Origin of the sequence: Puia sp. (assembly GCF_035546395.1) — a bacterium.
Classification (GTDB): Bacteria; Bacteroidota; Bacteroidia; order Chitinophagales; family Chitinophagaceae; genus Puia.
Map to the genome: position 1 here is coordinate 163,638 of NZ_DASZXR010000005.1, position 26,802 is coordinate 190,439.

The following is a 26,802-nucleotide window of genomic DNA, read 5'->3' on the forward strand; positions in this document are numbered from 1 at the left end:
TGTGCCGCAAGATCGTAACCTTGTTGCAAATTAGGCCTTTTTGCGAAACTGTTTACGCCCCCTTGGCTTTTTTGCGGTAGGCGCTCGCCGTAACGCCAAATCTTCTTTTAAAAAGCTTATTCAAGTGGCTTTCGTCGGTAAAATCCAGCTCGGCGGCAACGCCGGAAATACTAAGTTCGCTGTATAGCAAACGCGTCTTGACCAATTGTAATTTATAAGCCGATATATACTCCTTCAGCGTTGTTCCCGTTTGTTGCTTGAAATAGAGGCTGATATGGTCTTTTGATTTGTGGAAATGGTGGGCGATGTTCTTTACTTTCAAGGCCTCTTTATCATAAATATGCTGATGAACAAAATTGACGATACCCTGCACCATTCTTTCCGCTCGCGGCGTTTTCAAGGGGAAAATTAATTGGCGCCGGATATGCCGGGCAATGAGCTGAAGTAGTAAAAAAACGATATTTTTGGAGATGTTTTCCTTTCCATAATCCTCCTGCTCTTTTTCCGATAACAATCGTTTTATCAATAGCTGTGCCCAAACTCTGTCCTCTTCATCGGCAATGATATTTCCCTTGATGCGATGATGATTGTGAAATACATATTCCATCTGCTCAAAAAGTGGCGTCAGCTGGAATTGATCTTTTTCGGGGCTGCCGATAAATGCGAAAAAGCTACCGGTAAAGTCAACGATGCAAAACTCGCTCGGGATAGCCACTTTGAAGGTATGCAGGTCCTGCGGCGTCAGCAGGAACAGGTCTCCGGTTGTGTAATCGAACTGGTTGTCATTGATCACATGCTTGCCACGGCCACTTAACACAGAAACGATCTCAAAATGGCGATGGCGGTGCGGCGGGGAATTATTGGCCTGTACCTGCTTCACCGTCATTGCAAGATCCGGCTCCTGGAAATAGGTTGTCATGCCGTAAATATACCTAAAAACGCCGTTTTTTTACCCGTTTTTAACAGGGGCGTGCTATAGTTTTGCCTCATAAATGAATAAGGATGTCTGAACAAGAACACGAACACCCTCATCATACAGAAGACCTGGTCCGCATTGGGGCGGTAGCTATCGCTTTGCTGCTAAGCTGGCTGGGTGCCTGGAAATACCTGGCGCAATTCGACTTCATTGCCATCCTGGCCACCCTTGTCGGGGGATACCCGATGTTCAAGGAAGCTTTTCAGAACATCCGCGAGCGCCGCATGACCATGGAGCTTTCCATGTCCATCGCCGTCATCGCCACCCTCGCGATCCAGCAATATTTTACGGGCCTGGTTATTACATTCTTTGTACTCATCGCTGAATTTTTAGAGCATCTCCTGGTCTCACGGGGCAGAAATGTCATCGAAAAGTTAGTAGCGCTTCTTCCGCGGAAAGCTACCGTGCGCCGCGGGCAAATGGAGAGCGACTCGGACATCACCGATATACAAACAGACGATATAGTCGTCGTAAAGCCAGGTGCTTCCATTCCAGTGGACGGCATTGTGGTAAAAGGAAACTCCTTTGTCGATCAATCTTCGCTCACCGGGGAATCCATCCCTGTCGAAAAGACGCCAGGAGTGGAAGTATTTGCGGGGACATTGAATCAATCCGGTATTCTCGAAGTGCAGGTAAAACGGGTAGGCCAGGATACGACTTTTGGAAAAATAATTGCCATCATCGAGGAAGCCGAACAATCGAGGGCCCCCATCCAGAAAACGGCCGATAAGCTGGCCGCAAGGTTGGTTTACCTTGCGCTGGCAGGTGCAGCCATCACCTGGCTGTTCACCCATAACGCCGTATCTGCCATTGCTGCGCTGGTAGCCGCCGGCGCCTGTGGAGTAGCCGCCGGCACTCCTCTTGCTATTCTGGCAGGCATCGGTCGGGTCGCCAGGGAAGGCATCATTGTAAAAGGAGGCATCTACCTGGAACAATTGGCAATGGTGGATACCGTCATCCTGGACAAAACCGGCACTTTGACGCTCGGTGAGCCCGCGGTAATGAGCATCGAAAGTTTTAACGGTGTCAGCACGGAAAAGGTCTTACAATTAGCCGCCTCTGTGGAACAACATTCCGAACACCCCATTGCAGCGGCGATCAATGCCAGGGCAAAAACGAATAACCTTCCACTCTTTTCTTACAGCAATATCCGGTATCTGCCGGGACAAGGCATCATCGGCATCATCGATACCGATGAGATCCTGGTGGGCAACGCCAACCTGGTAGCGCAAAAAGCGGGTGATTTCGATACCGCTGTATCGGGTTACCTAAGCAGGGAAAGGGAAAAAGGATATACAACGGTTTTCGTTCTCCGGAACAATACTATCGCCGGCGCTATCAGCGTTGCGGACATAATAAGACCCGAAGCCCGGCAGGCCATCGAAGCAATAAAAGAGCTGAATTGCCGGGTCATATTAATGACTGGTGACCAAAAAGCCGTCGCCACGGCTGTTGCCCGTTCTTTAGCCGTAGACGAGGTATATGCGGAAATGCTGCCGGCGGAAAAAATGGAAAGGGTGCGCGCATTGATGCAGTCCGGAAAGAAGATCGCAATGATAGGTGATGGCATTAACGATGCGGCAGCCCTGTCAGAGGCAACGGTGGGTATCGCAATGGCCAGTGGAACTGCCGTTGCCCTGGAAAGCGCCGATATGACACTCATGAACAACAACCTGCTGAAAATAGCAGCGGCCCTGCAGATCAGCAGGCAGTGCATGAAGGTGATCCTATTTAACTTTTGGGGGACGGTAATAGTCGATATATGCGGTATTTCCCTTGCATTTGCCGGGTATATCACTCCCCTGGGGGCGGCCCTTATTCATGTTATTTCCGAGCTGACCTTTATTCTTAACTCCGCCAGGCTTTTTCGAAAATAATGCCGGGCCCCGCTCCGGCAACACTCTCAGATTTGCTAATCTTTTCGCAGTATCGGAATAATGTCCTATTTTGCAACCGCGCTGCAAATGCGCGTTGTATAGGACTGTTTGAATCTCACTCGAACCATACGATCTTTTCTCGCTACCGGCCTCCTGGGTCTTTTTGCATTGGCAATCACGCCGAAGATCGCGATACACGCGCTCATCGCGCACCATCGGGATGTCCACCTACCAGTGTGCCCATGCGCCGCGGAGCATTTGAACACCGCGAGTTTCCATTGCGCCACGGACAATCTTGTCGTCACTCTTCCCTTTCTTGTTTCCCATCTCGCAGGTCCGGAAACAGTGGCTACTGCTCTTGCTGTACGTGGTGCGACAGTACTCGTCGCGCCGCTTTGCCGGTTTCACCCCCTCTACGGACTGCGCGGGCCTCCCGCTCTCGTTTAATTCGCATTCGTTTCCAATTCGCCGGCTGTGTTCCCTGATGGGGACATGCCGTTGTATCCTGCAATTTCCCATATTTTAAAAATTTCTTCGATGAAAAAGACGTCTTCATTGCGTCGCCAATCCGTATTTGGCGCATGCGTAATTTTTCTTGCCCTGCTGGCAGGCTGTAATAAAAAAGAATCGACCGGAACTCCCGCTCCCCCCAGTAATGAATTCCTGACGACCGTGGAGCTGAAACTCACCAATACCGCCGATGCCAACGACACGCAGACGGCTATCTGGCGGCAGCTGGACCCGACAGGCTCGGCCGCGCCGGACACCAGCCTGGCCATATTGAACCTGAAGGCAAATGCCACATACAGCGCCCAGGTGATCCTGCTCGACGAAACCCAAAAGCCGGCCGTGGTGGTCAGCGATGAGATCAAGCAACGGCAGAATTATCACTTGTTCTTTTTCCAGCCCACCCCGATCTCCGCTTCGAACCTGGTCATCAGCAACACCTCCACGGATATTCCGGCAAATGATGGAACCGTGACCAGCGCAACCGGCCCCTACCTGAACCTTGTGGTCAGCCGTACCGACCAGGATTCCAACAATCCTCCCTTGCAGATCGGCCTGACGGACAATTTCGTCACCGGCGCCGCCAGTACCGGATGGCTGCGGGTAGTACTCCGCCATCAACCCAATGTGAAGAACGGCACTTATGACCCGGGCTCTTCCGACCTTGACGTCAACTACAAAGTGAACATTCAATAATCGATACCCAAATAGTAAAAACATTGAAAATATGAGACAATTGAAAATAGGTGCTACACTGATCGCATCGATGCTCACCATGGGCGCAATGGCCCAAAAAGGACCTAGTTTTATCGGCGTTAGCGGCGGAATTTCTTTTCCTACGGGCAACTGGGGCAAGTCGGCCTTCATTTCCAGCACGAACGGTTATGCCTCCGATCCCGCAGGCTTTGCCGATAAAGGCGCACTCGTCGAAGTCAACGGCGCATGGTTCTTTTCGAAACATTTCGGCATCGGCGGATTGTTCCGTTATGGAACCTATAAGACCAAGGACATCGACGTCCTTTCGGCGGGATACCAGGATTCCTTCGATGTGGACTCCGTAGGGACGACAGCCACCAGCTGGAAAGCCTGGAGCCTGATGCCCGGCCTTTATTTTGATCAGCCCATCGCCAAAAAGTTCTCGTTCATGGCGCGGGCACTGGCCGGCATCACGCACGTGACCACGCCGACCATCAGCGTCTATGTGACGGACAGCGACATCGACGACGGCACCTTCGTACAGCAATCGGCATCCAAGACGGCCTTCGGTTTCGACGGCGGCATCGGTGTCAGCTACCGGGTGTACAAGGGACTGGGCATCCGGCTACTGGGCGACTATTTCTATTCCAAACCCAACTTCACGATCCAGAATACGGAGCGGAACAATGCGGCGGGCCGATTGGTCAACAGCTATAACGAGGCTTTGGCGGGTTTCAACGTGTCACTGGGAGTCGCCTACGTTTTCGGAAAATAAGCTTCTTTTTATGATAACACGCATATGGATATATGCATTCCTGCTTCTGGCTGCCACGGCGGTGAAGGGTCAATCCCCTTCCTGTCCGTTGGTGGTCCGGGGCCAGGTGATCTCAGCGGACTCCGCTGCGTTGCCGCCGGGTGCTGTAAGTATTAACCTGCCAAAGTTGAACCGGGGTGTACGCGCCGACAGCAGCGGCACCTTCTCCATCGATCATATCTGCAACGGCAGGCTTGAACTGGTGATCAGCTGTGAAGGATTTCGTACCCTCGACACCGTGGTCCGGGTAAACAAAGATATCACGCTGCAGGTCAGTTTGCATACGGTGGCCGATCAACTGCATACCGTCGAAGTCACGGGGCGCATGCTGAAGAAGGACCAGCTGAGTACGGCCGTGACGACCACCATCAGCGGCGCCGCGCTGGAGCAGACGAAGGGGCTTTCGCTGGGCGAGGCGCTGAAGACGATCTCGGGGGTGAATACCTTGCAAACCGGTCCGACCATCTTCAAGCCGGTGATCCATGGCGTTTACAGTAACCGCATCCTGATCCTGAACAACGGGATCCGGCAGGAAGGACAGAACTGGGGAAACGATCACGCACCGGAGATAGATCCCTTTATCGCTACCCGCATCACCGTCATCAAAGGCCCGGCGAGCATCCGGTATGGATCGGATGCCATCGGAGGCGTCATTCTCGTCGAACCGAAGGAACTGCCGGCTGAACCCGGCTTCGGCGGGGGCGTGGACGTCGTGGGAATGACCAATGGCCGGGGCGGAGCGGTATCCGGAAATGTAGAGGGCGCCGCGGGCGGCAAATGGAAGGGACTCAGCTTCCGGCTCCAGGGCTCCCTGAAAAAGGCAGGAAATGCGGAGGCGGCTAACTACTGGTTGGGCAATACCGGGTATAACGAAGGCGACTATTCTGCAACCTTGCGGTATGCGAAGGACCGCTATGGTATCGAGGCCTATTACAGCCGGTTTGTTACGAAGATCGGCATTGCGACAGCTTCGCATATCGGCACGGTACAGGACTTGCTGAGCGCGATAGCCCGTCCCGAACCGGCGGTGAAGGCGGATTTTACCTATTCGATCGTCAGACCTTACCAAACCATCGACCACCAATTGCTGAAAGCCGATGCCTATTGGAAACTGGGCAAGTTCGGACGCCTGGACTACGTATTTGCCCGGCAGGTAGACACCCGCAAGGAATACGACGCCGATATCTCGTTCAACGATTCGCTGGCAAAGTTGAACCCGCCGGACCTCTATTTCCGGCTGACGACCTATACCAACGACCTGGTCTGGCAACACCCGGCCATCGGGAAAAAGATCGTCGGCAGCTTTGGCCTCAACTACCTTACCCATGGCAACCTGCAACAGGGCACCGGCTACCAGGAACTGATCCCGAACTTCGTGGACTATGGCGGGGGCGCCTTCCTCATCGAAAAGGCGGAGTGGAAAAAGCTCACCGTCGAAGCCGGATTGCGCTACGATTACCGCTGGATGCGTGCTTACACCGTCGATGCCCGCACCTTGCGGGAAGACCGGCCCACCTACACCTGGAACCGTACGACCTTCAATGCCGGAGCGGTCTATTATTTCAACGACCATTTCTCCGTCGACTACAACTTTGGCACCGCATGGCGGCCGCCCCAGGTGATCGAGCTGTTCGCCAACGGCATCCACCAAAGTGCCGTGGATTACGAGCATGGGGATTCCACCCTGACGCTGGAAACCGCCTATAACAATACCCTTTCGTTCAACTGGCTGATCGGGCCCCTGCACATCGAAGCCGGCGGATACATCAATTATTTTCATCACTACATCTATCTGCGGCCGGATGCGCCAAAAGTGCAATCTACCATCCAGGGCGCTTTTCCGTCGTTCACCTATACCCAGACCAATGCCCTGTTCCAGGGCGTCGATCTCACGGTCGAGTATTCGTTCCTTAAACATTTTTTGCTGACCTCGAAGACAAGCATCGTGCGCGCCCGTGACGTCTCCACCGATGACTGGCTTATCGGCATCCCTTCGGACAAGTTCGACAATACCTTGAAATATGAATGGCCGATGGTGGGAAAAAAGGTGAAGGCCCTGTTCATAAGCGTGAACAATCTCGCGGTGCCCAGGCAGGTGCGGGTGCCAACGAAGATCCAGGACTATGCGCCGCCGCCGGATGGCTATATCTTATGGGGAGCGGCCGCGGGCTGTTCCATCCCCGTGGGAAAGAAGTGGATGGACGTCAGCCTGACGGCAACGAATTTGACCAACGTGGCTTACCGGGATTATATGGACAAGTTCCGGTATTTTATCGATGAGATAGGCAGGAATGTGATCCTGCGGGTGTCGGTGCCATTTTAAAAGGTTCGCCGCAGACGTTGATAAGATTTATTGCAACTGCGTTGCAATAATCGTATCTTTGAACCCGAAACAGGGTATATGCGGGTCATCAAAAAATCTTCGTACAGGTGGCGATGGGACGCCATCGGCATCAGTGCTTCCATGGTATGCGCCGTTCACTGCGTGGCGCTGCCGCTGTTGGTTTCATCGTTGCCCTTTTTGGGAATAGAATTGCTGTCAAACAAGGTCTTCGAGGCGGTGATGATCGGTACCTCGCTGGCGGTCGGCAGCTGGGCCCTGTCTACCGGGTACCGGCGGCGGCGCCGCTACGGTTGGCCGGTAGCTCTTTTCGCAATGGGGATGTTCTTTTTGCTGTACAGCACGCTTTGGACGATCCCGAAGAACGAGGAGATCGTGTTCAAGGCGTTGGCTGCCGCCTCTATCATCACGGCGCATGCCTTCAACTGGAAATACGGAAGAAATTGCGAGATAGGTCCGGCCCACACTCAAAATGCGAAACATGACCATCAATAAAATGCCGCTGACGGTGGCCGTAGTCCTTTGCCTGGCGATGGCGATTTCCTCCTGTTCGCCGCGGTTTGCGCTGACGGGCGCGAGCAAAAAAGAATACCGCATGGATGCCTCGCTGCCGGACGACAGGGGCGTCGCTCAGGAATACCTGCCATATAAACGGCAGCTCGATTCTGCTATGAATATCGTCGTCGGAACCTCGGACCAACACCTGACGAAGCCCTACGATTCCGCCGAAACACTGCTCGGCGACTTTTTCTGCGAGGCGTTGATGCAGCAGGCGCGGCAACTGGGTGCAGCGCCGGATATCTGCCTGGCCACGAAAGGCGGATTGCGGGCCGATCTTCCCCGCGGACCCATCACGGTCGGCAAAGTCTACGAGCTGATGCCTTTCGAGAACGAGCTGGTCACCGTCACGCTGAAGGCGCCGGAGGTACGAAAATTACTCGATTTCATCGCTGCCTCGGGCGGCCAGCCGGAAGCAGGGATCCGCATGACCATCCGCGCAAAAAAAGCCGTCGACGCATCCATCGGCGGCCGGCCTTTCAATGAAAACCGCCCCTATATCCTGCTGACATACGATTACCTGGCCACCGGCGCCGAACACCTGGATTTTTTACGCGGCCTTCCCCAGCAGCATCTGCATAAAAAGGTAAGGGATGCCTTGCTCGATCATATCCGGCAGCAGACCGCCGCCAATAAGAACATCAATATTCAAACCGATGGAAGAGTTACTGTCGACACCCGTTAGCCGCCGGTCCCTAATACGATCCGGCGCCGCCGCGGCCGCCCTGCTGGCAATAGGCGTGGATCCTTTGGAAGTTCTCGCCGCCTCTGCTCCCGTGCGGATCACTATTTTGCACACCAACGACGTCCACAGCCGGATCGAACCCTTTCCCATGGATGGGTCGGCCAACCAGGGGCTCGGCGGGGTGGCGCGAAGAGCCGCGCTGATCCGGAAGATCCGGTCGGAGGAGAAAAACGTCTTGTTGCTGGACGCAGGTGATATCTTCCAGGGAACGCCCTATTTCAATCTTTTCGGCGGCGAGCTGGAGATGAAGCTGATGAGCGAGATGGGCTACGACGCGGCCACCATGGGCAATCACGATTTCGACAACGGACTGGAAGGATTCGCCAAACAGCTGCCCCATGCCCGTTTCCCGATATTGGTAGCCAATTACGATTTTACCGGAACCCTTCTCCGGGATCGGACCCTTCCATACACCGTTTTCAAACGAGACGGTATCCGCATCGGCGTATTCGGACTCGGCATCGAGCTGAAGGGGCTGGTGGATCAAAAAAATTATGGGCAGACCGTCTATCTCGACCCCATACAAAAAGCCATCGAGACAGCCGCCATACTGCGGGACCGACACCGGTGCCACCTCGTTATCTGCCTGTCCCATCTGGGTTATCGCTATGAAGATGACAAGGTGTCCGACCGGGTGCTGGCAGCCCAAACTCGCGGTATCGACCTGATCATCGGCGGCCACACCCATACGTTCATGCCGCAGCCGGAGGACGTGCCCAACCTGGACGGTCATCCCACCACCATCAATCAGGTGGGCTGGGCCGGCATCAACCTGGGACGGATAGACTATACGTTCCACCGGGGAAGGATGGGCGAAAACAGGCCGGCGGTGGCTTACACCATCGGCGCACCGCAACGGTTGACATAAGCTTAACCATCTGCCTGCGGAATGCGGGTAGACCCGTCGTCTCCGAACTGTGCGTTATTTTGCCCGGCTTTCCAGGATTCGTTCATTGGCGTTGCGCTTGCCCATTTCACGCGGTGATCGAACCCACTCGTTCCCTTTTACAGCCGGCTTCGTTCCTCCAGCTGTCGCGCTTTACCCCCCGTTAATTTACCGCCGAGATGATAGATGGCTGTCAGGCGGAGCCGGCGGCTGTCTGGCTTGTCGGAGTAGCTACTTTGGATCGAGGAGCTGGCCGAAACACCGGTCCACCGAAGCGTATGAAAAACATCGGTGCAGTTGAGCCTCACCTCGAGTTTTCCTTCCCTAAAGCTCATCTTATAGCCTGCGTCAACCGAAAAAGAGGAACGGCTGATATAGATGCCCGCGGCATCCGGCGAAGAGTACCGGGCCCGTATGTCGAGCAGGCTTTGCCGGAATAGCCGGAAGGTCGGGTTTACCGTCAGATCGGCTACCCATCTTTTGACGGTATGCGAATCCCTCAAAAGGATCAGCGGATACTCCGAATAGCTGACGTTCGTCATCGCATTGATTGTCCATCCCGGCTTAAGCTCTACCGGCGTGACAAGTAATACTTCATACCTGTGTTTGTGGGGATAGTTGGTGTTACTGGTGACCAGTGCCCCAGATGCGGCGTCGACATGCATACTCTGGGCGATGTAGTTGCTCAACCGGGTATAGGTGAAAGTGGCGATGTATTTTTCCATAAGCGTGTAGGACAACGCACCGATCCAACCTATCTCGGGCACCAGATGGGGATTGCCCTGGTAATAAGAATATTTGTCTGAAAAATAGCGAACCGGGTTGAGATTGCCGTACCCCGGCCGATTGATACGACGGCTCATGGACAGACCCAGCTTATGCATTTTGTTCAACGGGTGTTCGAGCGACAAGGAAGGAAAGAGGTTGGCATAGGTCGCTTTTTCCTCCTGGCCGGTGTTGATCGAATTCCCGTCCGAATAGGTGTGCTCCACCCGTAAACCTGCTTCCAACGACATCTTCTTCCATTGCCTGGAGGCCGAGAGGTACCCCGCTGCGATTTGCTCCTTATAGATGAAATGGTCGCTCAGACTGGAATCGAAATAGGCAATCCCACCCCTTACGGAATCGTAACGAAAATCGTTATTGATCGTCACTGACGAATATTTTAACCCCATTTTTGTTTTCCAGCCCCCGATCGGAAAAGCGAGATCGGTTTTGATCGAATAGATATCCACAAAGCTGGGTTGATGGATATTCAGCTGCTGATAAGGTTGTAGCGGTGTGCCGGATGCATCATAGGTTGCATTCCCCAAAAAGCCGTCGGATTTATTCCGGTACGAGAGATAATCGGCATCTGCCGTCAGCTGGGTGCCCAGGCTGTCGATGTTGAACGTATAATTGAGGTTATAGGCGGCGTTCTTGTACGGCTCTTTTGCCAGGTCCTTGTTTTGACGCACTGCAATGATCGCCCCTTGCTGGTCACCTACTATCGTGGGGCCTGCTGCGTTCTTCACCCAGTCGTCAAAAGACCCGGTATAGACTAACCCCAGATCCTGCCTTTTATCCAGGCTGAGGTCGACACCCAGCTTATAACTGTAAAACCGGCTTTGGTGCACGTCCGTGAACGCCCGGCTGAAGATAGCGGGCTGGCCGTTATAGCTGGTGACCTGATGATTGGTCTCGTTGGCGAAATAGGGCTGATAATTGTAGCCGAAGTTTCCGAAAATATTGATCTTTTGGGTTTTGATATTGCCGTCCCAATTCTCCGAGGTGAGCAGAAAATGGCTGGCGCCGATGCCCGCGCTGACATTGGCGGCATATCCGAGCTTATTGCTTTTCCGCGTGATGATATTGATGATGCCCGTATTGCCCGACGCGTCATATTGTGCGCCGGGCGTTGTAACAATCTCGATACGGTTGATCGTTTCCGAAGACATTCCTTTGAGCAGGTTGCTCAACTGCTGGCCGGAAAGGTAGGTTTTCCGGCCGTCGATCATTACGTTGACCGTAGCGGAGCCTTTCAACAGCAAGTTTTCCTGTTGATCAAGGCTAACACCGGGCGCCCGCTGCAACAGTTCCATCACGGAAATGCCGGAAGCGGAAGGCGTCTGCTCAGCATTCAGGATCAATTTCCCGTTGTGTACCTCGATGGCTTTTTTCCCGGCGACGACCTGTACTTGCTTCAGATGGGTGTAAATTTCCCGCAGCACCATTGGTTCGCGCTGAAGTTGTGTATTTTCGGCCAATTGAAAGGTGTCCGAACGCGATGAGAAACCGGAGTGGCTGGCCGTCAGGATATACCGGCCGCCCTTGAGTGGGCTTAGCCGGTATGATCCATCGGGCTGGCTGAACCATGAACCAACTGCATGCGGTTCTGATAACAAACGTATCTGCAGGCTTACTCCTACAACCGGATTTCCATTGCTGTCTACTATCTTTCCCATTACCGAGCCTGTCACCGGCTGACCATAAAGAGCGCTGGTCAGCAGCGCCAGGTATACGATGGCCAGGAGTTTTTGCATACCCTTTATTTTTCGGCCTGCTGGTGGCGCCCGATGCTTTCCTCGATGAAAGAAGGAACCAGCGTGAATTCTGTTTTCAAGGTGACCCGAGATCCTTTCACCAATATCTGCTTCATGTACTCCACATGCTTCCTGTCGATATCCGATGTGGAAGTGCTGGACGTTGCGCCGCCCTCCCCGTCGATAGCCAGCCAATAGATGAACCGGGGCTCATTGACAGTATCCCGGAACACCGATTCGAAATACATTTTTTCCCGCTCAAGGGTTTCGATCATCGGGCGATAGGCGTCATGGTGCCACTGCACCCACTCACGGTAGACAGGCATATTGGCCGTGTCCAGCCTGAAGCGGTAAAGCGTCGCATGCAGCGGGTACTTCAAAGCATTCGCTGAATTTGCCTGCGCCTGCTGTGGGACATTCGATTCCCGCTGCAGCGGTGTGGCGGCCGCAGCCGGGAACCCCGGACCTGCGAACCAGCTGGCCGACACACCTACAAAGACGCCGAGAAATATCAATCCGGCAGATCGCAACATGTGACTAAGTTAATTTATTATTGCAACACAGTTGCACTACTTTTGGACCGGCGGTCTGGTTTGCCATTGAGCGGTAAAGACGCGGTCCAGCAAGCGCCCCGAGGTCGATCCCTTTCAAAGCGATGACATCATCTTATCAGCGCATACACCACCGATGAATCAGGCGTCGGCACACAATGCAGGATGCCCTTCTTGCAAAAAACCTGCAAATTCCGGTAGATCGTCACCCGGTTGATCGGCCGGGCAATATTTTCTTCAATGTCGGCGCTGGTCAAACCACCGTTTCTTGAATGAAAAAGCGAGAGCATCTGGAGCCGGGCGTCAGCGATCAACAGGCGGTGCTTTCTCAGCTTCGCCAAAAAATCTTCATTCATGGTAATCGGGTAATCTTACCACTTGAAAATCGGTTGGGAATTGCAATGACGAACTGAAAAACGATGAGCGACCGCCGGAGCAGCTGATCGAAAGGTGAGCGATAGGATGTTTTTGTCAACGGTGCTCCGATCTTTCCATCGATGGACGGAATGGCGCGTAAATCGGGCTGGCTATGCCATCGAGGTCATACACGATCCTGCCTGCCTGGATCGTCATTTCAGCTTCCAGTTTTTTGTCGCCCTCTACTTTCGAACCGGTATAGTCGAAAAAGCCGAACTTACCCCTGCGCAGATTCAAAATGGCTACATCGGCCCTGGCGCCCACGGAAAGGTGACCCAATTCAGGACGTTTGATCTCCTGAGCCGGGTTCCAGGTCGAAGCAAGGATGACCGAGTTAAGGCTCATACCAATGGCCATGAGCTTAGACATGACATTGAGCATGTCTTTCATGGCATCGTTCATGCTTCCTGTATGCAGATCGGTACTGATGGAGTTGGGAAGGAAGCCCTGCTTTATAGCCGGGATAGCCTGGCTGAAAGCAAAGCTGATGCCTCCATACCCCAGGTCGAAGCAGATGCCTTTTTTCCGGGCTTCCCACACGAAGGGTTTAACCTGCCAGCTGGCGGTGTCAACCACCGATTCACGGGTCCGCAGCTGTGCGAAACAATGTGTAAATATATCGCCAGGCCGCAGGTGTTGCATAAAAAGTTCTTCGAGCGACAATGGCGGGCGGCTTTCGCCGAAATCGATCATCACCGGGATATTGGCCAGTTTTCCTCCCTCAACGGCCTGGTCCACGGGTGTCCAGCCATGTCCTTCAAAATGCGCCACCTTAATGCCAACGACGATCTCGGGATTCGCCCTGGCGACCATTGCCGTCAGTCTCCCATTCATGTCGGCAGGATCTTGTTCATAAGGGCCCCCGCGCATTCCTTCTCCGACAATATTCAACAACACAAGAATCCTGGTCAGGGAATGGTCAATGATATTTTTTTTGAAAGTAGCAAACGTCTTCCACCCGGCACTGCCGGCGTCGACGACGGTGGTGACCCCATTTCTGAAAGTAAAACCGTCCGGTGCGACAGCGTAAAAACCATTGCTGAGATAATGTTCGGGTTCCGTGCCGAAAAAGTCATGGGTGTGGATGTCTATAAGACCAGGTGTAACGTACAAACCGGTGGCATTTACTACCTGGCTGGCTTCCGAAGTATCTATATGTTTGGCGACCGCGGAGATCTCGCCGTTGATGATCCCCACGTCCATCAGTTCATCGATGTTATTCTTTGGATCAATGACATGCCCGCCGTGGATTACGATGTCAAACGATTGTCCCTGTCCGATGAGGCACAACAGCAGGAAGATAGCTAAACTGAATAGAACTCTTCTCATCGTATTTCTTTATAAATAAATTATCCCGATAATAGTTCGTTAATTTATCCGGACAAAAGTAGCATCGGCTACCCGGTATATAAAATCATTGAAAGAAGGTGTAATTTTGATCTTCCCCCTCACCGTGATCAGGTCGTCACTGGAAAAATTTGGCGATCGATCCTTAAAATCAACAATCAGGATCGTTTCAATAGTACTTCGCCCGCAAAAGAAACAAGTCCTGTTCGGATTCTTGGACAGCGCACACTCGTGTCCATTCAGCTCCATTGGAATAAAATAACCTGTTATCTCCACTTCTTTTCCGTTTAACCTGATCAGGGTATCAGAAAAAGCAGGCATTTTTACAGTGGCCCTGTATGGCGCATACCAAATGGAATTGAATTTCACCTGGCTAAGGATCTGCCAATCAATTTCAAGCGGTTTGGTGCTGCGTTGTCCGTCAAAATAGAAGCTGGCGATAGTTATTCCGAGGCCCGCAGCGAGTAACATTGAAATGAAGACGTTGCTTCTGAAATAGCTGCGCAAATACTGTCTGGCCATTAATAATGCAGTTGATCGTTTTTTCAAGGGGTAACATCTTCGGATTCTTCCAGGATATAGTAGAATTCATGTATGTCATCAGAGTTCAGTCTCAACTTTCCCCGAAATGTTTTATAGTCGTCGATGTGATAATGGGTGTTTCTGGCCTTTAGGCTTACAGTAAGAACAGAGGCCGGTCCGGCTTTACCACAAAAATAGCATGACGCATAGGGATTGGCGGAAAGAGCAATTTTCAGACCGTTCTTATCGAAAGGAATGGTGTAACCCTCGATCTCGACTACAGTGCCTCCGAGATTTTTCAATTCCCAGGAGAATTTGGGAAACTTCATATAAGCTTTAATTTCCTCCACATATTTTTCCTGGAACTCGATGTTTTGCAACGTTGTCCAATCGAGCTTGACGACCTTTGGCGGACGCAAGGTCGTCGACGCCGGAAAGAGAAAAATCGCAAGAATGATCAGTTTGCTCATTGATTGATACTTATTGCGACGATAGTGCTATAAAGATAAGCTTTTCTTACAATTGACAGAGATGCAGTCTTAAATATATAAGAATGATCACGCGAAACTTCATAGCAGCAAGCTATATTCTTTCCGTTACGATCTTGACGCAGTAGCTTACACCATCGGCGCGCAGCAACCGCTGACGTAAGGGTGCGTCATTTTGCCCGGCGTTCCGCCAATTGCAGCGCCTTGTATACATTCACCACGCCCCCTGTCCGGCATAACGCTGTAAACGGAACGCGTTTTTCCTCCTTCCCCACCTGCAGCAATACGGGGTGGTCCACTTTTATCACGGATGCAAGGATAATATCCTTCACTTCCTTCGCGGTCAGCTTCGGATAATATTCCCGGATCAGCGCCGCCATCCCGGCCACCACCGGCGAGGCCATGCTGGTGCCATCGAAATAAGCATATTGGGACCCGGGGATCGTAGAATAGATCTGCTCGCCCGGGGCGAAGACATCCACTGCTGTCCGTCCATAGTTGGAGAAAGGTGCTTTCAACGTGCTGTCGTCCTTCGGACCGGACGCGCCGACGACGATCCATGCCGGTGCATCTTCCCCATCGGTAAATCGCCGGTTGGGAAAATTGGCGGCCGTATCGATATCCGCATTGTCGTTACCTGCCGCCTGGACCAGCAGGACGTCCTTTTTCATCGCGTATCTCACGGCTTCGTCTACCGCCGCCTTGTCCTGGCTATAGCCTTTACCGAAGCTCATGTTGATCACGCGGGCGCCGTGGTCGGCGGCATACCGGATGGCGTTGGCGACGTCCTTATCCCGCTCGTCCCCGTCGGGAACGGTCCGCACGGCCAGGATGCGGACATTATCCGCCACACCCAGGATACCCAAATGGTTGGTCCTGTCGGCGGCGATGATCCCCGACACATGGGTCCCATGCGTTGCATCCGGCCCCATGACATCCCCATTGCCATAATCCCGTTGCCGCGAATTGAAATAGTCATCTCCCACCCATTCCGGCCGCGGGTCGTACGAAAGATTCAACTGGTAATCGACCTCGGACTTGAAATGGTCCAACGCTCCGGTCAATTCTTTCTTTCGAAAGTCGCCATAGCTTTCTCCGCCGGACAAGACGTCTATCATCACTTTTTTCACCCGAGCCTGCCGCGGGCCGGATGGCTGAAAATCCTCGAAATCCTTCACAGTAGGGCTATCCTTGCCGATCTTCCTTACCATCTCGTCGAGCGTATCGGCAAAGCTGCTGACGCCTTGCAGGCTTCGCCTGGCCGATGCCGATTTCTCTTCCAGCAGCCGCTTTTCCTCCTGGTAGCTACGCCAGCCGGCCAATTCCTTCCCCTTCCACTGTCCACTGTCCTTTCCCTCATACAGGGCGCGCTGCTGGCGGACCTGCCGGGTGAGCTCCAGGTTATCATAGTGGACATCCCCTTTCGGCCCGCCGATATAATTCCAGCCATAGGTACCGTCATCGCCTTTTTTCGGCCGGGGATTTGTCCACAATACGCGCTTTAGGTCTTCGTGCAAGGTATCTACGCCTCCGTCTATCACCGCCACTATCACCGGTTTGGAGTTCTTGTCCGCCAGGAGCTCTTTATACGCCTTTTCCGTGCTAATGCCGAAAACGCTGTCTGCCGAAAGATCCATATTCTGCCAGTTCGGCCGGTGCGGAATGGGCGCTCTTTCCTGGCCTGACAAACGGCCCGGACTACCGGCCATCCACATCAATAGTATTACAATGAACTTGTTCTTCCAATTCGGCGTTCTGACGGTGTATATATTCATTAGCATGATTTTCATTCTATCCACCCGGTGACGCGGATGACCGGTCGGCTTTTAATCGTTCCGCATATCGCCGCAAGGCATCGAGGATGTTCCGGACGACCTCGTTTTGGCCGGCTTCACTATTCAGATATTCCTCTTCCTCCTTATTGCTGAGATAGCCGGTTTCGATCAGCACGCTGGGCATACCGGTGGCTTCCAGCACATGGATCCCTTTATCCCTTTGTTTCACGCCCCAGGTTTTCCGACCCGCCCGCTGAAACTCTTCCTCGACCAGGGAGGCGAACAGCGCGCTCCTGAAAAAATAGTTCTTCTCATACAACTGAGCCATCATCATGGCCTCCACCGGGTCCCTTACAAACGTTACGGCGCTGTCTCCCATGTCCTCGGGTTCCGTATCCACCTCGTCGATGGCGCTGGTCTTCGTCGCACTCCGGTCAGCCCGCCAGATATACGTGGTTGCGCCTTGCATCGAATTTTTTACCAGGAACGATTCGTAGGTCGGAACAACCACCCGTTTTTTTATTTTCTTCTTCCCTTTGGTGATGATCTGCCATTTTTTTACGTAACCCGTTATCCGCTTTTGATAATAACTGCCGGCAGGCGCCACCGTCGCATCGCAGTGGATCGATATAAAGAGATCGCCCCTGGCCTCGTTGGCGATCTTCGCCCGGTTGGCCAGCCCCTCCGTTTTGGTGACGGCATTGCCCGGCAGGACATCGGTGGTCCGCGTGTACACTACTTTGATATCCGGAAAACGGTCCCGGATGGCCTTTCCCAGTTTAAGCGCAATGGCCAGGGTAACATCCTTCTCCCGGGAGATCAGTCCGTTTGTCGTTCCCGGGTCGATCCCGCCATGCCCGGCGTCCAGCACTACCGTATGAATGCCGGGTGGTCGCAGCGCCGGGGATCGGTCGCCGGCGAATATCCCAGATGCCGGGGACGCCTGCCATAGGATCAGCCATCCAATAATCAACCGCGTTCTCAAGGAGGGTCCTCTCTTTTTTTGGCGAAGGTAAAAAATTTATTGCAACTAGGTTGCATTAGATAAAAAACTGTATATTGTAGCCCTATGACCGGTGTCATCGCCAAACATGAATTTGCCCGCCTTTGGAAGGACAGGCGTCTGCTGCTTTTGTCCGGAGTGCTGCTGGTGCTGCTGATAACGAGCCTTGTCACGGCAACGCAAAACATCGGCGCGCTGCGGGCGGAACGGCTGGAAGCGCAGGAGGCGAGCCGCCGGCGCTGGCTGGAGCAGATCCCCAGAAATCCGCATGTGGCGGCGCATTTTGGCAATTTTGCGTTTCGTATTCAAACGCCGCTAAGTCTGTTCGATGACGGGTTGGACAGCTATACGGGCACCTACGTTTACCTGGAACCGCACAAACAAAACGACATCAAGTTCTCGCAGGCGCAAGAAGCCACGAGCATCGGCCGCTTCAGCCATTTTACGCCGGCTTTTATTCTGCAAACGCTGCTTCCCCTGCTGATCATTTTCCTTTGCTTTGCTTCGGTGACCAAAGAAAAGGAAGACGATACGCTGAGGCTGCTGCTGCTGCAGGGCGCCAGTATGCGACAGGTGGTGTTGGGAAAGGTGCTGGGCAATTTCGGGGCGATCGCGCTGCTGATGATCCTGTTCTTCGTCATCAGCGGCGTTGCGCTGGCCGGCCTTGCCGGCGGCAATGCATCCGTATGGCCGGCGTTGCTCTTGCTCTTTGGCGCCTACTTCGCGTATGCGTTTGTATTCACTGTAGTGGCGATAGTCATTTCCGCCCATAGCCGGTCCAGTCGCGCTTCGCTGATGAAGCTGCTCGGCATCTGGATACTGGCTTGCATCATCGTACCTAAAATAGCCGCCAACCTCGCAGGCAATCTTTATCAGACACCTTCCCAATTCCAATTCAACGAAATGGTGCGCCAGGACGAAAAGAACGGGCTGGATGGGCACAACCCTGCCGATAGCCGGCGCAATGCCTTGCTGAAACAGACCTTGGCGAAGTATGGTGTGGACACGATTACCAAATTGTCCGTGAATTTCGACGCCATCGCCATGGTCGAAAGCGAAAAATATACGACGATGGTGTATCGCAAGCGCTTCGGGCAGGTGGAAGGCCAGTTTCAAAAGCAAAATGCATTTTGCGAATGGATCGGTCTTGCCGATCCGTTCCAGGCTATTCAATCCTGCAGCATGGCCCTGTGCGGGACGGATTATGACCATTTCCGGCAGTTTCATGCGCAGGCCGAGCAATACCGGCTCTATTTTGTGAATACGATGAATGAATTCATGGTGACGCATACAAAAACGGGTGACTGGTCGACCTCATTTGGCCGGGATCTCTACCAGACGATCGAGCCATTCGCTTATCATCCGCCCCCGGTTGGATGGTCGCTCGCCCGGCGGCCGGTGAGTTTTGTCCTTCTCCTGTTCTGGCTCGCCATTTGCCCGTTGCTTATTCACAGTACCCGTAAAATCCCGGTCGTACAATGAGACGCATCACCGCCATTCTCTACTATGACTGGCTGCAAATGATCCGCAGCGCTTCCTTTGTGTTCATCTCGGGGTTGCTCTTATGCATCGGCATCTACGCTTTGTATTATGGCCATGCACAGGTACGCGACCAGCAGGAAAACATCGCACGGGTAAAACAGGCGATCGACAGCACGGTCCGGGGATTCTATCACACCGTTTCCAGGGGGGATACGACGGCGCTGGAAGCCTATTCCGAGTCGGGAACCCTGTTTGCCAACTACCCCAGGCCCCTCGCGGCGTTGAGCTTCGGGCAGCGGGATGTCGACCGGTTTGCGCTGAACCTCGCGACTTACAGCTTCTTTTACGACAAGTACTCCACGGGGTACAAGAACAAGACGCTCTCCAACGAGATCGTGAACCCAATGCGGTTGCTGGCAGGAAACCTGGACCTTAGCTTCGTGCTGATCTTCCTGATGCCATTATACCTGATCCTCCTTTCTTACAACATCATCAGCGGGGAAAAAGAAGCCGGCACCCTGGACCTGCTGGGGATCCAAACCATCCGCCTGAACGGATACATCCTGACCCGCCTGTTGTTCCGCCTGGGGCTGATGGTGGTCATCGGCGGCGCACTTATTGTGGCAGGCGCCTTTGCGGCGCACAGCGATGCGGTTTCCACGCTGTATTTTTCCGGCGTGTATATTGGGTACAGCACCTGCTGGGCAGGCATCGTTCTTCTGTTCTGCCGAAGCCGGTATTCCGGAACCAACGCCCTGACGCTGATTACGGCCTGGCTGATGCTTTGTTTCGTGCTGCCCGCGTTGTACAATGCCCTTTTGAACGCGCAGCATCCCATCCATGCAAAGACCCGGATCAGCAACGCCGTCCAGCGGTCGGAATCGGATGTGTACCCGTTGCCCAACCGGGTCAAGCTCGACAGTTTCTTAACCCTGTATCCCCGGTATCGCACTACGCCAATGGACTCCATTACCGGCTACAACGACGCCCGCTGGTGGGCCTGCACCTATGGCATCATCGACCATGATCTGGAGCCGATCGAGGAGGAATACCAGTCGGCGCGGTCGCGGCGCATCCGGGCGGCCAACCGGTGGAACTACGGATCCCCCGCCCTGCTGGCCCAATATGCATTCAACCAACTGGCGGCCAGCAATGCCGAACAACTGCAGGATTTCGACACGTTGGCCTATCGGGGATTTTGCAAAAGGATGGAATATTTCGATTCGCTGTTCTTTCTCGGGCACAACCAATTTACGCTCGCCCAATTCAAGGATATCCCCCTGGAATACGAATACCATGCCATCGTTCCGAACGAAACCTTTACAGGGCCGGCCCTGCTCATGCTCGCGGCAGGCGTCTTGCTGCTTGCCGCTGGTTACCGTCTCGTCGGTTCCACCGCCGCCGGTCCGAAAAATCAACCAATCGTCCCCACGTTGTTAACGCAGTAAATTATTGCAACCAATTTGCAATAGTAACCGAAATTTACCCTAAGTTTGATTCATGGTAGCCTCCAGGAATCTGACCTTTGCTTACAACGGGGATACGAGCTTTACGTATCCCGATCTTCAGTGCTCCACCGACCGGCCGCTGCTGATCACCGGCCGGTCGGGCACCGGAAAGACCACGCTGCTTCACTTACTGGCGGGCATCCTCGTCCCTACAGGCGGCGATATCCGCGTCAACGACATAAGCCTCGGCTCCCTATCCCCCAGCCGGCTGGATAAATTCCGCGGCCGGAACATCGGCATCGTTTATCAACGCCCACATTTTATGGCTGCGCTGTCCGTGATGGATAATATCCTGCTTTCCCCCTATTTTTCCGGACAGGAAATGGAGCGAAGCAAAGTGAAGGACATCGCCGGCAGGCTGGCCATCGGAAAGCTCCTTTCAAAAAAGCCTGCCCGGCTGAGCCAGGGCGAGCAACAACGGGTTTCCATTGCCCGCGCCCTGCTTTCCGGTCCGAAAGTACTCCTCGCCGATGAACCCACCAGCAGCCTGGACGACGACAACGCCGAGGCCGTCATCCAATTGCTCAAAGAGCAGTCCGCGCTCGCCGGGTCGGCACTGATCATCGTTACCCATGATGAAAGAGTAAAAACCCATTTCGCCAACACCATTCAGCTTGCATGATCTTCAAAATAATTTTCCGCAACCTGTTGTATAAGCCGTTAGGCACGGTGTTAAGCATCCTTTTGCTGATGTTCGGCGTCGGCATCATTTCGATGTTGTTGACACTGTACAAGCAAGCGGAGGACAAATTCGACAACGATCTGAAAGATATCGATCTCGTTATCGGCGCCAAAGGAAGCCCGCTGCAATTGGTCCTGTCGGCCGTCTATCATATCGACGCGCCCACGGGGAATATCCTGCGATCCGATGCGGAAAAGATCATCCACAACCCATTGATCAAGCAGGCCATTCCGCTCGCGTACGGCGATTCCTATAAGACCTATCCCATTATCGGAACCGATTCCGCCTTTCTGAAATTGTATGGAGGTGTATTGCAACAGGGCAACCTCTTTACAAAGACATTGGAAGCCGTAGTCGGATCCAATGTGGCGGCTTCCACCGCGTTAAAGGAAAACGATACCTTCTTTGGAACCCATGGAATGGGTGCGAAAGGACATGTTCACAAAGAATTCCAGTACAAGGTAGTCGGGATATTGAAGCCCACGAATACCGTCCTGGACAACCTGGTGCTGACCAATGTCGCGACCGTTTGGGCCATCCACAACCACCACCATCATGATGAGGGTAAAGAAGATAAAGATGATGACGACGAAAAGAAAGCCGGCTCCGGTGACACCGTAAAGCCGGAAAATGAACTGACGGCCTTCCTGATAAAATTCCGCAGTCCGATGGGCCTGATGATGATTCCCAGGATCATCAACGAGACCACGAACATGCAGGCGGCTTCCCCTGTCCTGGAGATCAACCGGCTTTTCGACTTGCTGGGTGTCGGTATCAAGACGATGCAGGCCGTCGCCTTTGCGATCATGCTGATCTCCGGATTGAGTGTCTTTATATCGTTGTACGGCCGGCTGCAGGAAAGGAAATATGAGCTGGCGCTGGCCCGGTCGATGGGCAGTAGCCGGCTTCGGCTTTTTGCGATGGTGCTTGCCGAAGGGATCACGCTTTCCCTGGCCGGCTTTCTCGCCGGGATCCTCTTAAGCCGCTTCGGCCTGCTGCTGTTGGACAAATTTGCGGCCGGAAAATTCCATATCGACCTCCGAAAGCAAGGCCTTTCCAAAGAAGAAGGATGGCTCTTCCTGGTTACGTTGGGTATCGGCCTCGCGGCCGCGTTGATACCGGCCGTTAAGGCATTCCGCCTCAACATTTCAAAAACCTTAGCCAATGACTAGATATATTCTCATTCTTGCCTGTGCTTTGTCGGCTGCCTTTTCGCCGCGAAGCCGGGACACCCTGAAGAAACCGGACCTGGATGCCCCGAGAGGCCTGGATAAGGACACCATAAAATTCCTGGACTGGGAGATGTTGCAGGATATTAGCGGCGAACGGCGCTATGTGGAAGCGTTAAAGGGACATATGGAGTTCCCCGTATTCCCCCCGAAGATAAAGATCCTCGAAGGAACCATCGTGGAGGTGGCCGGATACGTTATTCCCGCCGACAGGAACGGATCGGTATTATCGCTTTCGGCCAATCCTTACTCCGCCTGTTATTTCTGCGGAAATGGCGGCCCCGCATCGGTCCTCACCCTCCTGCTGAAGAATGACGATGGGTATGACCGATATCACATCGATGACTATAAGGCCTTCAAGGGAAAGCTCCGGTTGAATTCAAAAGATATCGATCAACTCTATTATACCTTGGAAGATGCAGTGGAGGTAAAGGAGTAAGAGCCGCCTTTTACAAAAGAGCTTCCAGGCGAAGCATTCATAGCTCAGTTTTCACCATGTAGTTATTGACAAGGCCCTGTTTCTACAGGGCTTTTCCCACAGACAAAGGAATGCCTTTCATGAATAAACTGCTTTTTTCCCTGGTATTGGCCATTCCCTGTCTTGTCTCAGCGCAGGATAGCTCCGGCCGAAAGACAGGTGATACGGTGCGACTTTTCCGATCCATGGATACCGTGAGTATCCAGGCCCGGCGCCATGTAATAGAAGTGCGTGGTGGAAAGATGATCCTGAATGTGGGTCAGAGCGCCGCGGCGACCGGCGGAACGGTGCTGGATATCCTGCAGCATGCGCCGAATATCACCCTAGACCCCAACGAGAATCTGCTGCTCAAAGGCTCAGCTGCCGTCAATGTCCTGATCGATGGCCGGTTGACCTATTTATCCGGCCAGCAGCTGAGCAATCTTTTAAAAACCCTTTCCGTTGAGTCCGTGAGCCGGATCGAGATCATCACGGCGCCGGGGGCGCAATACGATGCCGCCGGCAACACCGGCATTATCAATATCATTACCCATAAAAGCAACAGGCAGGGTTATGCGGCTGCCCTTACCGCCGGCGGCGGCTTTGGCCATTTCGGCGGCCAGACAACCGAGAACCTCAGCGGAAATATCCGAAGTCAACACATCAACGTGTACACGGACCTGGGCTATAGCAAAAGATCGCTTTTGCCTTACCGGACTAATTATCAGCGTTCGAGTTTCAACGGGCAACCGGCTGTTTATGACCGCGCGCTGACCAACCCATTTCATACAGGCAGCTACAGTTATAAACTGGGCGTCGACTGGACCCTGAACGACCGCCAAACCCTGGGGATCTTGTATGCCGGCTATTACAATCCCTGGAAGCGAAACGTCAACGGCCCCACGACTATCCGCGATACGGCCGGCAAGATCCTCTCCATCTTGCAAAACCGCGATTTTCAGAACGAGCCGTCGACGAGCAATGCCTATAACCTCGATTGTTCGTTCCACTTGGATACCGCCGGCCGGGTGCTGACGGCAGACGCCGATTACATCTCCCAGCATAACCAATACGATGGCTATGTCGGCAACGCGCCGGAGAATGCACAGGGGCAACCGCAGGGCGCGTTTCAGCAATTGAACATCCACCAGCCCAGCTATATCGATATCCGTTCGATCAAGGCGGACCTCACCTGGCCGGTACACGCCTGGAAGATCAGGACGGGGGCAAAATTCTCCGCCGTGCGGATTGACAACAATTTCCGGTACGACTCAGTCGCCGGCGGGCTTTCGTATTTCGACTCCAGCCTGAGCGATCGTTTCATCTACACCGAAAAAATTGCCGCCGGTTATGCCTCTGTGTCCCGTCAATGGAAAGGGCTGTCCGTCGAAGCAGGCTTACGTGCGGAGCATACGGTGTCGGAGGGGAACGCCCTAAACACCGCACAGGATAACAAACGCCGTTATCTCGATTGGTTTCCTTCGCTTTCCCTGGAAAAACAGGCGGGGAAACAACACCGGTTGTCGCTGACCGTCAGCCGCCGCATCAACCGGCCGCCATATGGCGACCTGAACCCGGTACGATATATTTCGGACCCCTATTCCTATTACCAGGGCAATCCGAACCTGCTGCCGGAGCTTGCCTGGGTCGGCGTGATCGGTTATACGTTAAAAAGCAAGTATGTCTTTAGCTTCACATACACGCGGCAGAACCATCTCATCGCCGAGACGGCTTTTATCAACGACACATCGGGCGCGCTGGTGGTGACGAACGCCAACTATCCGCACAGCGACCGGTTTGAGCTATTGACCGTGATCCCGGTCGAGCCGGTGGATGGTTGGTCCATCAACCTGGCATCGAATTTCAACTACACGGAATATCCCCTGATCCTGGCGACGGATTCGCAGCAGGTACGCCGGGCGGCCGTGGACCTGACGCTGAGCCAGCAAGTGCGGCTGTCGTCCAAAAGCAGCTTCGAGCTGATCAGCCGCTATCTTTCCCCGCATACGGGAGGTATTTATCTGTCGGGGCATTATTTTTCGGTGGATGGCGGTTACAAGATCAGCTTCAGGCAGGGAAAGATGGAAGGCCGGCTGGGATTTACGGACCTGTTTCATACGATAAGATATTCAGGCAGCTCCCTGAGCCATACGCTGCAGAGCGGCTATTACAATACGCCGGATACCCGGCGGATCTCGGTAAGCCTCACCTGGCGCCTCGGTGGCCAGCTCACCCAGGGAAAGGCCAGGACACTGGACGAGCAGCGGCGCCTGTGATGAGGGTCTAAAGAGAAGAGCACGCCTCAAGACCGCAATTCACTTGGCAACATACCGAATTTACGTTTGAAAGCCGCAGCAAAATGTTGCGGGCAACTATAGCCGACCCGGTCGGCAACTTCGCTGACAAACAATTTCTCGTCCAACAGCAACTGACGTGCTTTTCCCATTTGTAGATCTTTAACATAGCCAAATACCGTACATCCGAACAAATCTTTAAAGCCGCTTTTCAGTTTGGTTTGGTTAATACCGACGATCCTTGCAAGGTCGATAATGGTGTAAGGCGTATGGTAGTTCTTCTCGATGTACATCCTCGCTTCGTGCAAGCGCTCTATATCTCCCGGGTTTAATTTCGTAATAGGCGGAGGATAATTTTTCAGCGCCTGAATTTGCAACAAAAACAGTTCAGCCGCTTTTGTTTCAAGATACAGCTGTTGCAGCGGGCCATTGAATGTACTGCCGCCGATATCACTGATACATTGAAACATGGCAGGCAGCAAAGGACGGGTGGGTGATGTACCGTATTCTTCCTTGTACAGGCTATTGTACACGGCGTCGGAATAAGGTTCATCGTCATCGATCACTCGATCCAAAAAAGCCGGCTGAACAGCCAGGTCGAAAAATTTGTATTCGTTTCCCGCCGGCGCGGCAAATGTCTCCGATCGATCTTTATTCCGCCGGCAGGAACTGTAGGTATTGACAGTATGTGTCCTTGGCGTACGTTGCTCAGTGATCGATGTTTTACTTAATGCAAAATGCGTCAAATAGAACGAAGAATAAAAACTGATGGAAAAGCGGCTGTCTACCCTGGCTGATTGCTTTCCGCGTATCAAATGAAAATGGCTCAACGATACATCGTGGAGTTCCATTGAAACGGCATCGCTTTTAATTACGGTAGTGGTTTCCAACAGTTGCGGACTGAAAAAGTCATTTTCCATCACTACGGCTTCCGGATCCAATTGCATTTTATACCCCATAACAAACTTCCTTTTACGGCATTAATACTTCCAAACGCGGTACTATTCGTCAAAGTCAACGGTGAATTTTGCAAACGTAAAAAACGCTTATGAAGATACGAAAGTATTGCAACTTAGTTGCATTAAAAATCAAACCAAACAGCCTTCAGATGAAATATTTCTTTAC

Annotated in this window: 23 protein-coding genes; 13 read left to right on the forward strand and 10 right to left on the reverse strand. The window is 53.2% G+C overall.

Going from position 1 to position 26,802, the window contains the following annotated elements:
* Window positions 1-52: 52 nt before the first annotated feature.
* On the reverse strand, window positions 53-919 hold the full coding sequence (locus VHE34_RS05645; protein ID WP_325585529.1) for an AraC family transcriptional regulator: 867 nt from the start codon (window positions 917-919) through the stop codon (window positions 53-55).
* 83 nt (window positions 920-1,002) lie between these two features.
* Between VHE34_RS05645 and VHE34_RS05650 the strand changes: the two genes are divergently transcribed.
* The 7 genes from VHE34_RS05650 to VHE34_RS05680 all read left to right on the forward strand — a co-directional run bounded on the left by VHE34_RS05650 (window position 1,003) and on the right by VHE34_RS05680 (window position 9,382).
* Entirely contained in the window at window positions 1,003-2,853 is a 1,851-nt protein-coding gene (locus VHE34_RS05650) for a cation-translocating P-type ATPase (protein WP_325585531.1), read from the forward strand.
* Window positions 2,854-3,390: 537 nt separating this feature from the next.
* Entirely contained in the window at window positions 3,391-4,056 is a 666-nt protein-coding gene (locus VHE34_RS05655; RefSeq protein ID WP_325585533.1) for a hypothetical protein, read from the forward strand.
* A 31-nt stretch (window positions 4,057-4,087) separates the two neighbouring features.
* Window positions 4,088-4,831, forward strand: a complete 744-nt coding sequence (locus VHE34_RS05660; RefSeq protein ID WP_325585535.1) for a hypothetical protein — start codon at window positions 4,088-4,090, stop codon at window positions 4,829-4,831.
* 10 nt (window positions 4,832-4,841) lie between these two features.
* Window positions 4,842-7,193: a TonB-dependent receptor gene (locus VHE34_RS05665; RefSeq protein ID WP_325585537.1), complete on the forward strand. Its 2,352-nt coding sequence runs from the start codon at window positions 4,842-4,844 to the stop codon at window positions 7,191-7,193.
* A gap of 78 nt (window positions 7,194-7,271) precedes the next feature.
* Window positions 7,272-7,706 (forward strand): MerC domain-containing protein, encoded by a 435-nt coding sequence (locus VHE34_RS05670; RefSeq protein WP_325585539.1) that lies wholly within the window; start codon window positions 7,272-7,274, stop codon window positions 7,704-7,706.
* Window positions 7,693-8,454, forward strand: coding sequence for a 5'-nucleotidase (locus tag VHE34_RS05675; protein WP_325585541.1), 762 nt, complete (start codon window positions 7,693-7,695; stop codon window positions 8,452-8,454). Before VHE34_RS05670 ends, VHE34_RS05675 begins: the two co-directional genes overlap by 14 nt.
* Window positions 8,426-9,382 (forward strand): metallophosphatase, encoded by a 957-nt coding sequence (locus tag VHE34_RS05680; RefSeq protein WP_325585543.1) that lies wholly within the window; start codon window positions 8,426-8,428, stop codon window positions 9,380-9,382. The genes VHE34_RS05675 and VHE34_RS05680 overlap by 29 nt, the downstream gene beginning before the upstream one ends.
* 137 nt (window positions 9,383-9,519) lie before the next feature.
* Here the strand turns inward: VHE34_RS05680 and VHE34_RS05685 are convergent, their stop codons facing one another.
* The 8 genes from VHE34_RS05685 to VHE34_RS05720 form a co-directional block, all read right to left on the reverse strand.
* On the reverse strand, window positions 9,520-11,922 hold the full coding sequence (locus VHE34_RS05685; RefSeq protein ID WP_325585545.1) for a TonB-dependent receptor: 2,403 nt from the start codon (window positions 11,920-11,922) through the stop codon (window positions 9,520-9,522).
* Window positions 11,923-11,927: 5 nt separating this feature from the next.
* Entirely contained in the window at window positions 11,928-12,455 is a 528-nt protein-coding gene (locus VHE34_RS05690) for a DUF6176 family protein (protein ID WP_325585547.1), read from the reverse strand.
* 128 nt (window positions 12,456-12,583) lie between these two features.
* Entirely contained in the window at window positions 12,584-12,829 is a 246-nt protein-coding gene (locus VHE34_RS05695; RefSeq protein ID WP_325585549.1) for a hypothetical protein, read from the reverse strand.
* 115 nt (window positions 12,830-12,944) lie between these two features.
* Window positions 12,945-14,219 (reverse strand): amidohydrolase/deacetylase family metallohydrolase, encoded by a 1,275-nt coding sequence (locus VHE34_RS05700; protein WP_325585551.1) that lies wholly within the window; start codon window positions 14,217-14,219, stop codon window positions 12,945-12,947.
* A gap of 39 nt (window positions 14,220-14,258) precedes the next feature.
* Window positions 14,259-14,759 carry a hypothetical protein gene (locus tag VHE34_RS05705; RefSeq protein WP_325585553.1) on the reverse strand — a complete coding sequence of 167 codons (501 nt, stop codon included), beginning with the start codon at window positions 14,757-14,759 and terminating at the stop codon, window positions 14,259-14,261.
* Window positions 14,760-14,782: 23 nt separating this feature from the next.
* The gene (locus tag VHE34_RS05710; RefSeq protein ID WP_325585555.1) at window positions 14,783-15,229 is read right to left on the reverse strand and encodes a hypothetical protein; all 447 of its coding nucleotides are present in this window, start codon (window positions 15,227-15,229) and stop codon (window positions 14,783-14,785) included.
* A 188-nt stretch (window positions 15,230-15,417) separates the two neighbouring features.
* Complete coding sequence (locus VHE34_RS05715) at window positions 15,418-17,022, reverse strand: S8 family serine peptidase (protein ID WP_325585557.1); 1,605 nt, start codon at window positions 17,020-17,022, stop codon at window positions 15,418-15,420.
* 16 nt (window positions 17,023-17,038) lie between these two features.
* Window positions 17,039-18,007: an N-acetylmuramoyl-L-alanine amidase gene (locus VHE34_RS05720; RefSeq protein ID WP_325585559.1), complete on the reverse strand. Its 969-nt coding sequence runs from the start codon at window positions 18,005-18,007 to the stop codon at window positions 17,039-17,041.
* 84 nt (window positions 18,008-18,091) lie between these two features.
* On the opposite strand from VHE34_RS05720, the gene VHE34_RS05725 reads away from it, so the two are divergent.
* The 6 genes from VHE34_RS05725 (at window position 18,092) to VHE34_RS05750 (ending at window position 25,659) form a co-directional block, all read left to right on the forward strand.
* The gene (locus VHE34_RS05725) at window positions 18,092-19,507 is read left to right on the forward strand and encodes an ABC transporter permease (RefSeq protein WP_325585561.1); all 1,416 of its coding nucleotides are present in this window, start codon (window positions 18,092-18,094) and stop codon (window positions 19,505-19,507) included.
* The gene (locus tag VHE34_RS05730) at window positions 19,504-20,955 is read left to right on the forward strand and encodes an ABC transporter permease subunit (protein WP_325585563.1); all 1,452 of its coding nucleotides are present in this window, start codon (window positions 19,504-19,506) and stop codon (window positions 20,953-20,955) included. Before VHE34_RS05725 ends, VHE34_RS05730 begins: the two co-directional genes overlap by 4 nt.
* A gap of 52 nt (window positions 20,956-21,007) precedes the next feature.
* Complete coding sequence (locus VHE34_RS05735; protein ID WP_325585565.1) at window positions 21,008-21,637, forward strand: ABC transporter ATP-binding protein; 630 nt, start codon at window positions 21,008-21,010, stop codon at window positions 21,635-21,637.
* Window positions 21,634-22,869: an ABC transporter permease gene (locus VHE34_RS05740; RefSeq protein WP_325585567.1), complete on the forward strand. Its 1,236-nt coding sequence runs from the start codon at window positions 21,634-21,636 to the stop codon at window positions 22,867-22,869. The genes VHE34_RS05735 and VHE34_RS05740 overlap by 4 nt, the downstream gene beginning before the upstream one ends.
* A complete protein-coding gene (locus VHE34_RS05745) occupies window positions 22,862-23,365 on the forward strand; it encodes a hypothetical protein (RefSeq protein ID WP_325585569.1) in 504 nt (167 codons plus the stop codon). The genes VHE34_RS05740 and VHE34_RS05745 overlap by 8 nt, the downstream gene beginning before the upstream one ends.
* A gap of 119 nt (window positions 23,366-23,484) precedes the next feature.
* Window positions 23,485-25,659: an outer membrane beta-barrel protein gene (locus VHE34_RS05750; protein ID WP_325585571.1), complete on the forward strand. Its 2,175-nt coding sequence runs from the start codon at window positions 23,485-23,487 to the stop codon at window positions 25,657-25,659.
* A 26-nt stretch (window positions 25,660-25,685) separates the two neighbouring features.
* Here VHE34_RS05750 and VHE34_RS05755 read toward each other — a convergent pair whose 3' ends face one another.
* Window positions 25,686-26,636, reverse strand: a complete 951-nt coding sequence (locus tag VHE34_RS05755) for an AraC family transcriptional regulator (RefSeq protein ID WP_325585573.1) — start codon at window positions 26,634-26,636, stop codon at window positions 25,686-25,688.
* Between the last annotated feature and the right edge of the window lie 166 nt (window positions 26,637-26,802).

Bases quoted from the DNA above. Each gene is read 5' to 3' on its own strand.
- VHE34_RS05710 (WP_325585555.1), bottom strand. From the start codon at position 15,229: ATGAGCAAACTGATCATTCTTGCGATTTTTCTCTTTCCGGCGTCGACG.
- VHE34_RS05655 (WP_325585533.1), top strand. From the start codon at position 3,391: ATGAAAAAGACGTCTTCATTGCGTCGCCAATCCGTATTTGGCGCATGC.
- VHE34_RS05740 (WP_325585567.1), top strand. From the start codon at position 21,634: ATGATCTTCAAAATAATTTTCCGCAACCTGTTGTATAAGCCGTTAGGC.
- VHE34_RS05695 (WP_325585549.1), bottom strand. From the start codon at position 12,829: ATGAATGAAGATTTTTTGGCGAAGCTGAGAAAGCACCGCCTGTTGATC.
- VHE34_RS05690 (WP_325585547.1), bottom strand. From the start codon at position 12,455: ATGTTGCGATCTGCCGGATTGATATTTCTCGGCGTCTTTGTAGGTGTG.
- VHE34_RS05715 (WP_325585557.1), bottom strand. From the start codon at position 17,022: ATGAATATATACACCGTCAGAACGCCGAATTGGAAGAACAAGTTCATT.
- VHE34_RS05650 (WP_325585531.1), top strand. From the start codon at position 1,003: ATGTCTGAACAAGAACACGAACACCCTCATCATACAGAAGACCTGGTC.
- VHE34_RS05675 (WP_325585541.1), top strand. From the start codon at position 7,693: ATGACCATCAATAAAATGCCGCTGACGGTGGCCGTAGTCCTTTGCCTG.
- VHE34_RS05745 (WP_325585569.1), top strand. From the start codon at position 22,862: ATGACTAGATATATTCTCATTCTTGCCTGTGCTTTGTCGGCTGCCTTT.
- VHE34_RS05755 (WP_325585573.1), bottom strand. From the start codon at position 26,636: ATGGGGTATAAAATGCAATTGGATCCGGAAGCCGTAGTGATGGAAAAT.
- VHE34_RS05665 (WP_325585537.1), top strand. From the start codon at position 4,842: ATGATAACACGCATATGGATATATGCATTCCTGCTTCTGGCTGCCACG.
- VHE34_RS05680 (WP_325585543.1), top strand. From the start codon at position 8,426: ATGGAAGAGTTACTGTCGACACCCGTTAGCCGCCGGTCCCTAATACGA.
- VHE34_RS05700 (WP_325585551.1), bottom strand. From the start codon at position 14,219: ATGAGAAGAGTTCTATTCAGTTTAGCTATCTTCCTGCTGTTGTGCCTC.
- VHE34_RS05645 (WP_325585529.1), bottom strand. From the start codon at position 919: ATGACAACCTATTTCCAGGAGCCGGATCTTGCAATGACGGTGAAGCAG.
- VHE34_RS05730 (WP_325585563.1), top strand. From the start codon at position 19,504: ATGAGACGCATCACCGCCATTCTCTACTATGACTGGCTGCAAATGATC.
- VHE34_RS05660 (WP_325585535.1), top strand. From the start codon at position 4,088: ATGAGACAATTGAAAATAGGTGCTACACTGATCGCATCGATGCTCACC.
- VHE34_RS05750 (WP_325585571.1), top strand. From the start codon at position 23,485: ATGAATAAACTGCTTTTTTCCCTGGTATTGGCCATTCCCTGTCTTGTC.
- VHE34_RS05735 (WP_325585565.1), top strand. From the start codon at position 21,008: ATGGTAGCCTCCAGGAATCTGACCTTTGCTTACAACGGGGATACGAGC.
- VHE34_RS05725 (WP_325585561.1), top strand. From the start codon at position 18,092: ATGACCGGTGTCATCGCCAAACATGAATTTGCCCGCCTTTGGAAGGAC.
- VHE34_RS05670 (WP_325585539.1), top strand. From the start codon at position 7,272: ATGCGGGTCATCAAAAAATCTTCGTACAGGTGGCGATGGGACGCCATC.
- VHE34_RS05685 (WP_325585545.1), bottom strand. From the start codon at position 11,922: ATGCAAAAACTCCTGGCCATCGTATACCTGGCGCTGCTGACCAGCGCT.
- VHE34_RS05705 (WP_325585553.1), bottom strand. From the start codon at position 14,759: ATGGCCAGACAGTATTTGCGCAGCTATTTCAGAAGCAACGTCTTCATT.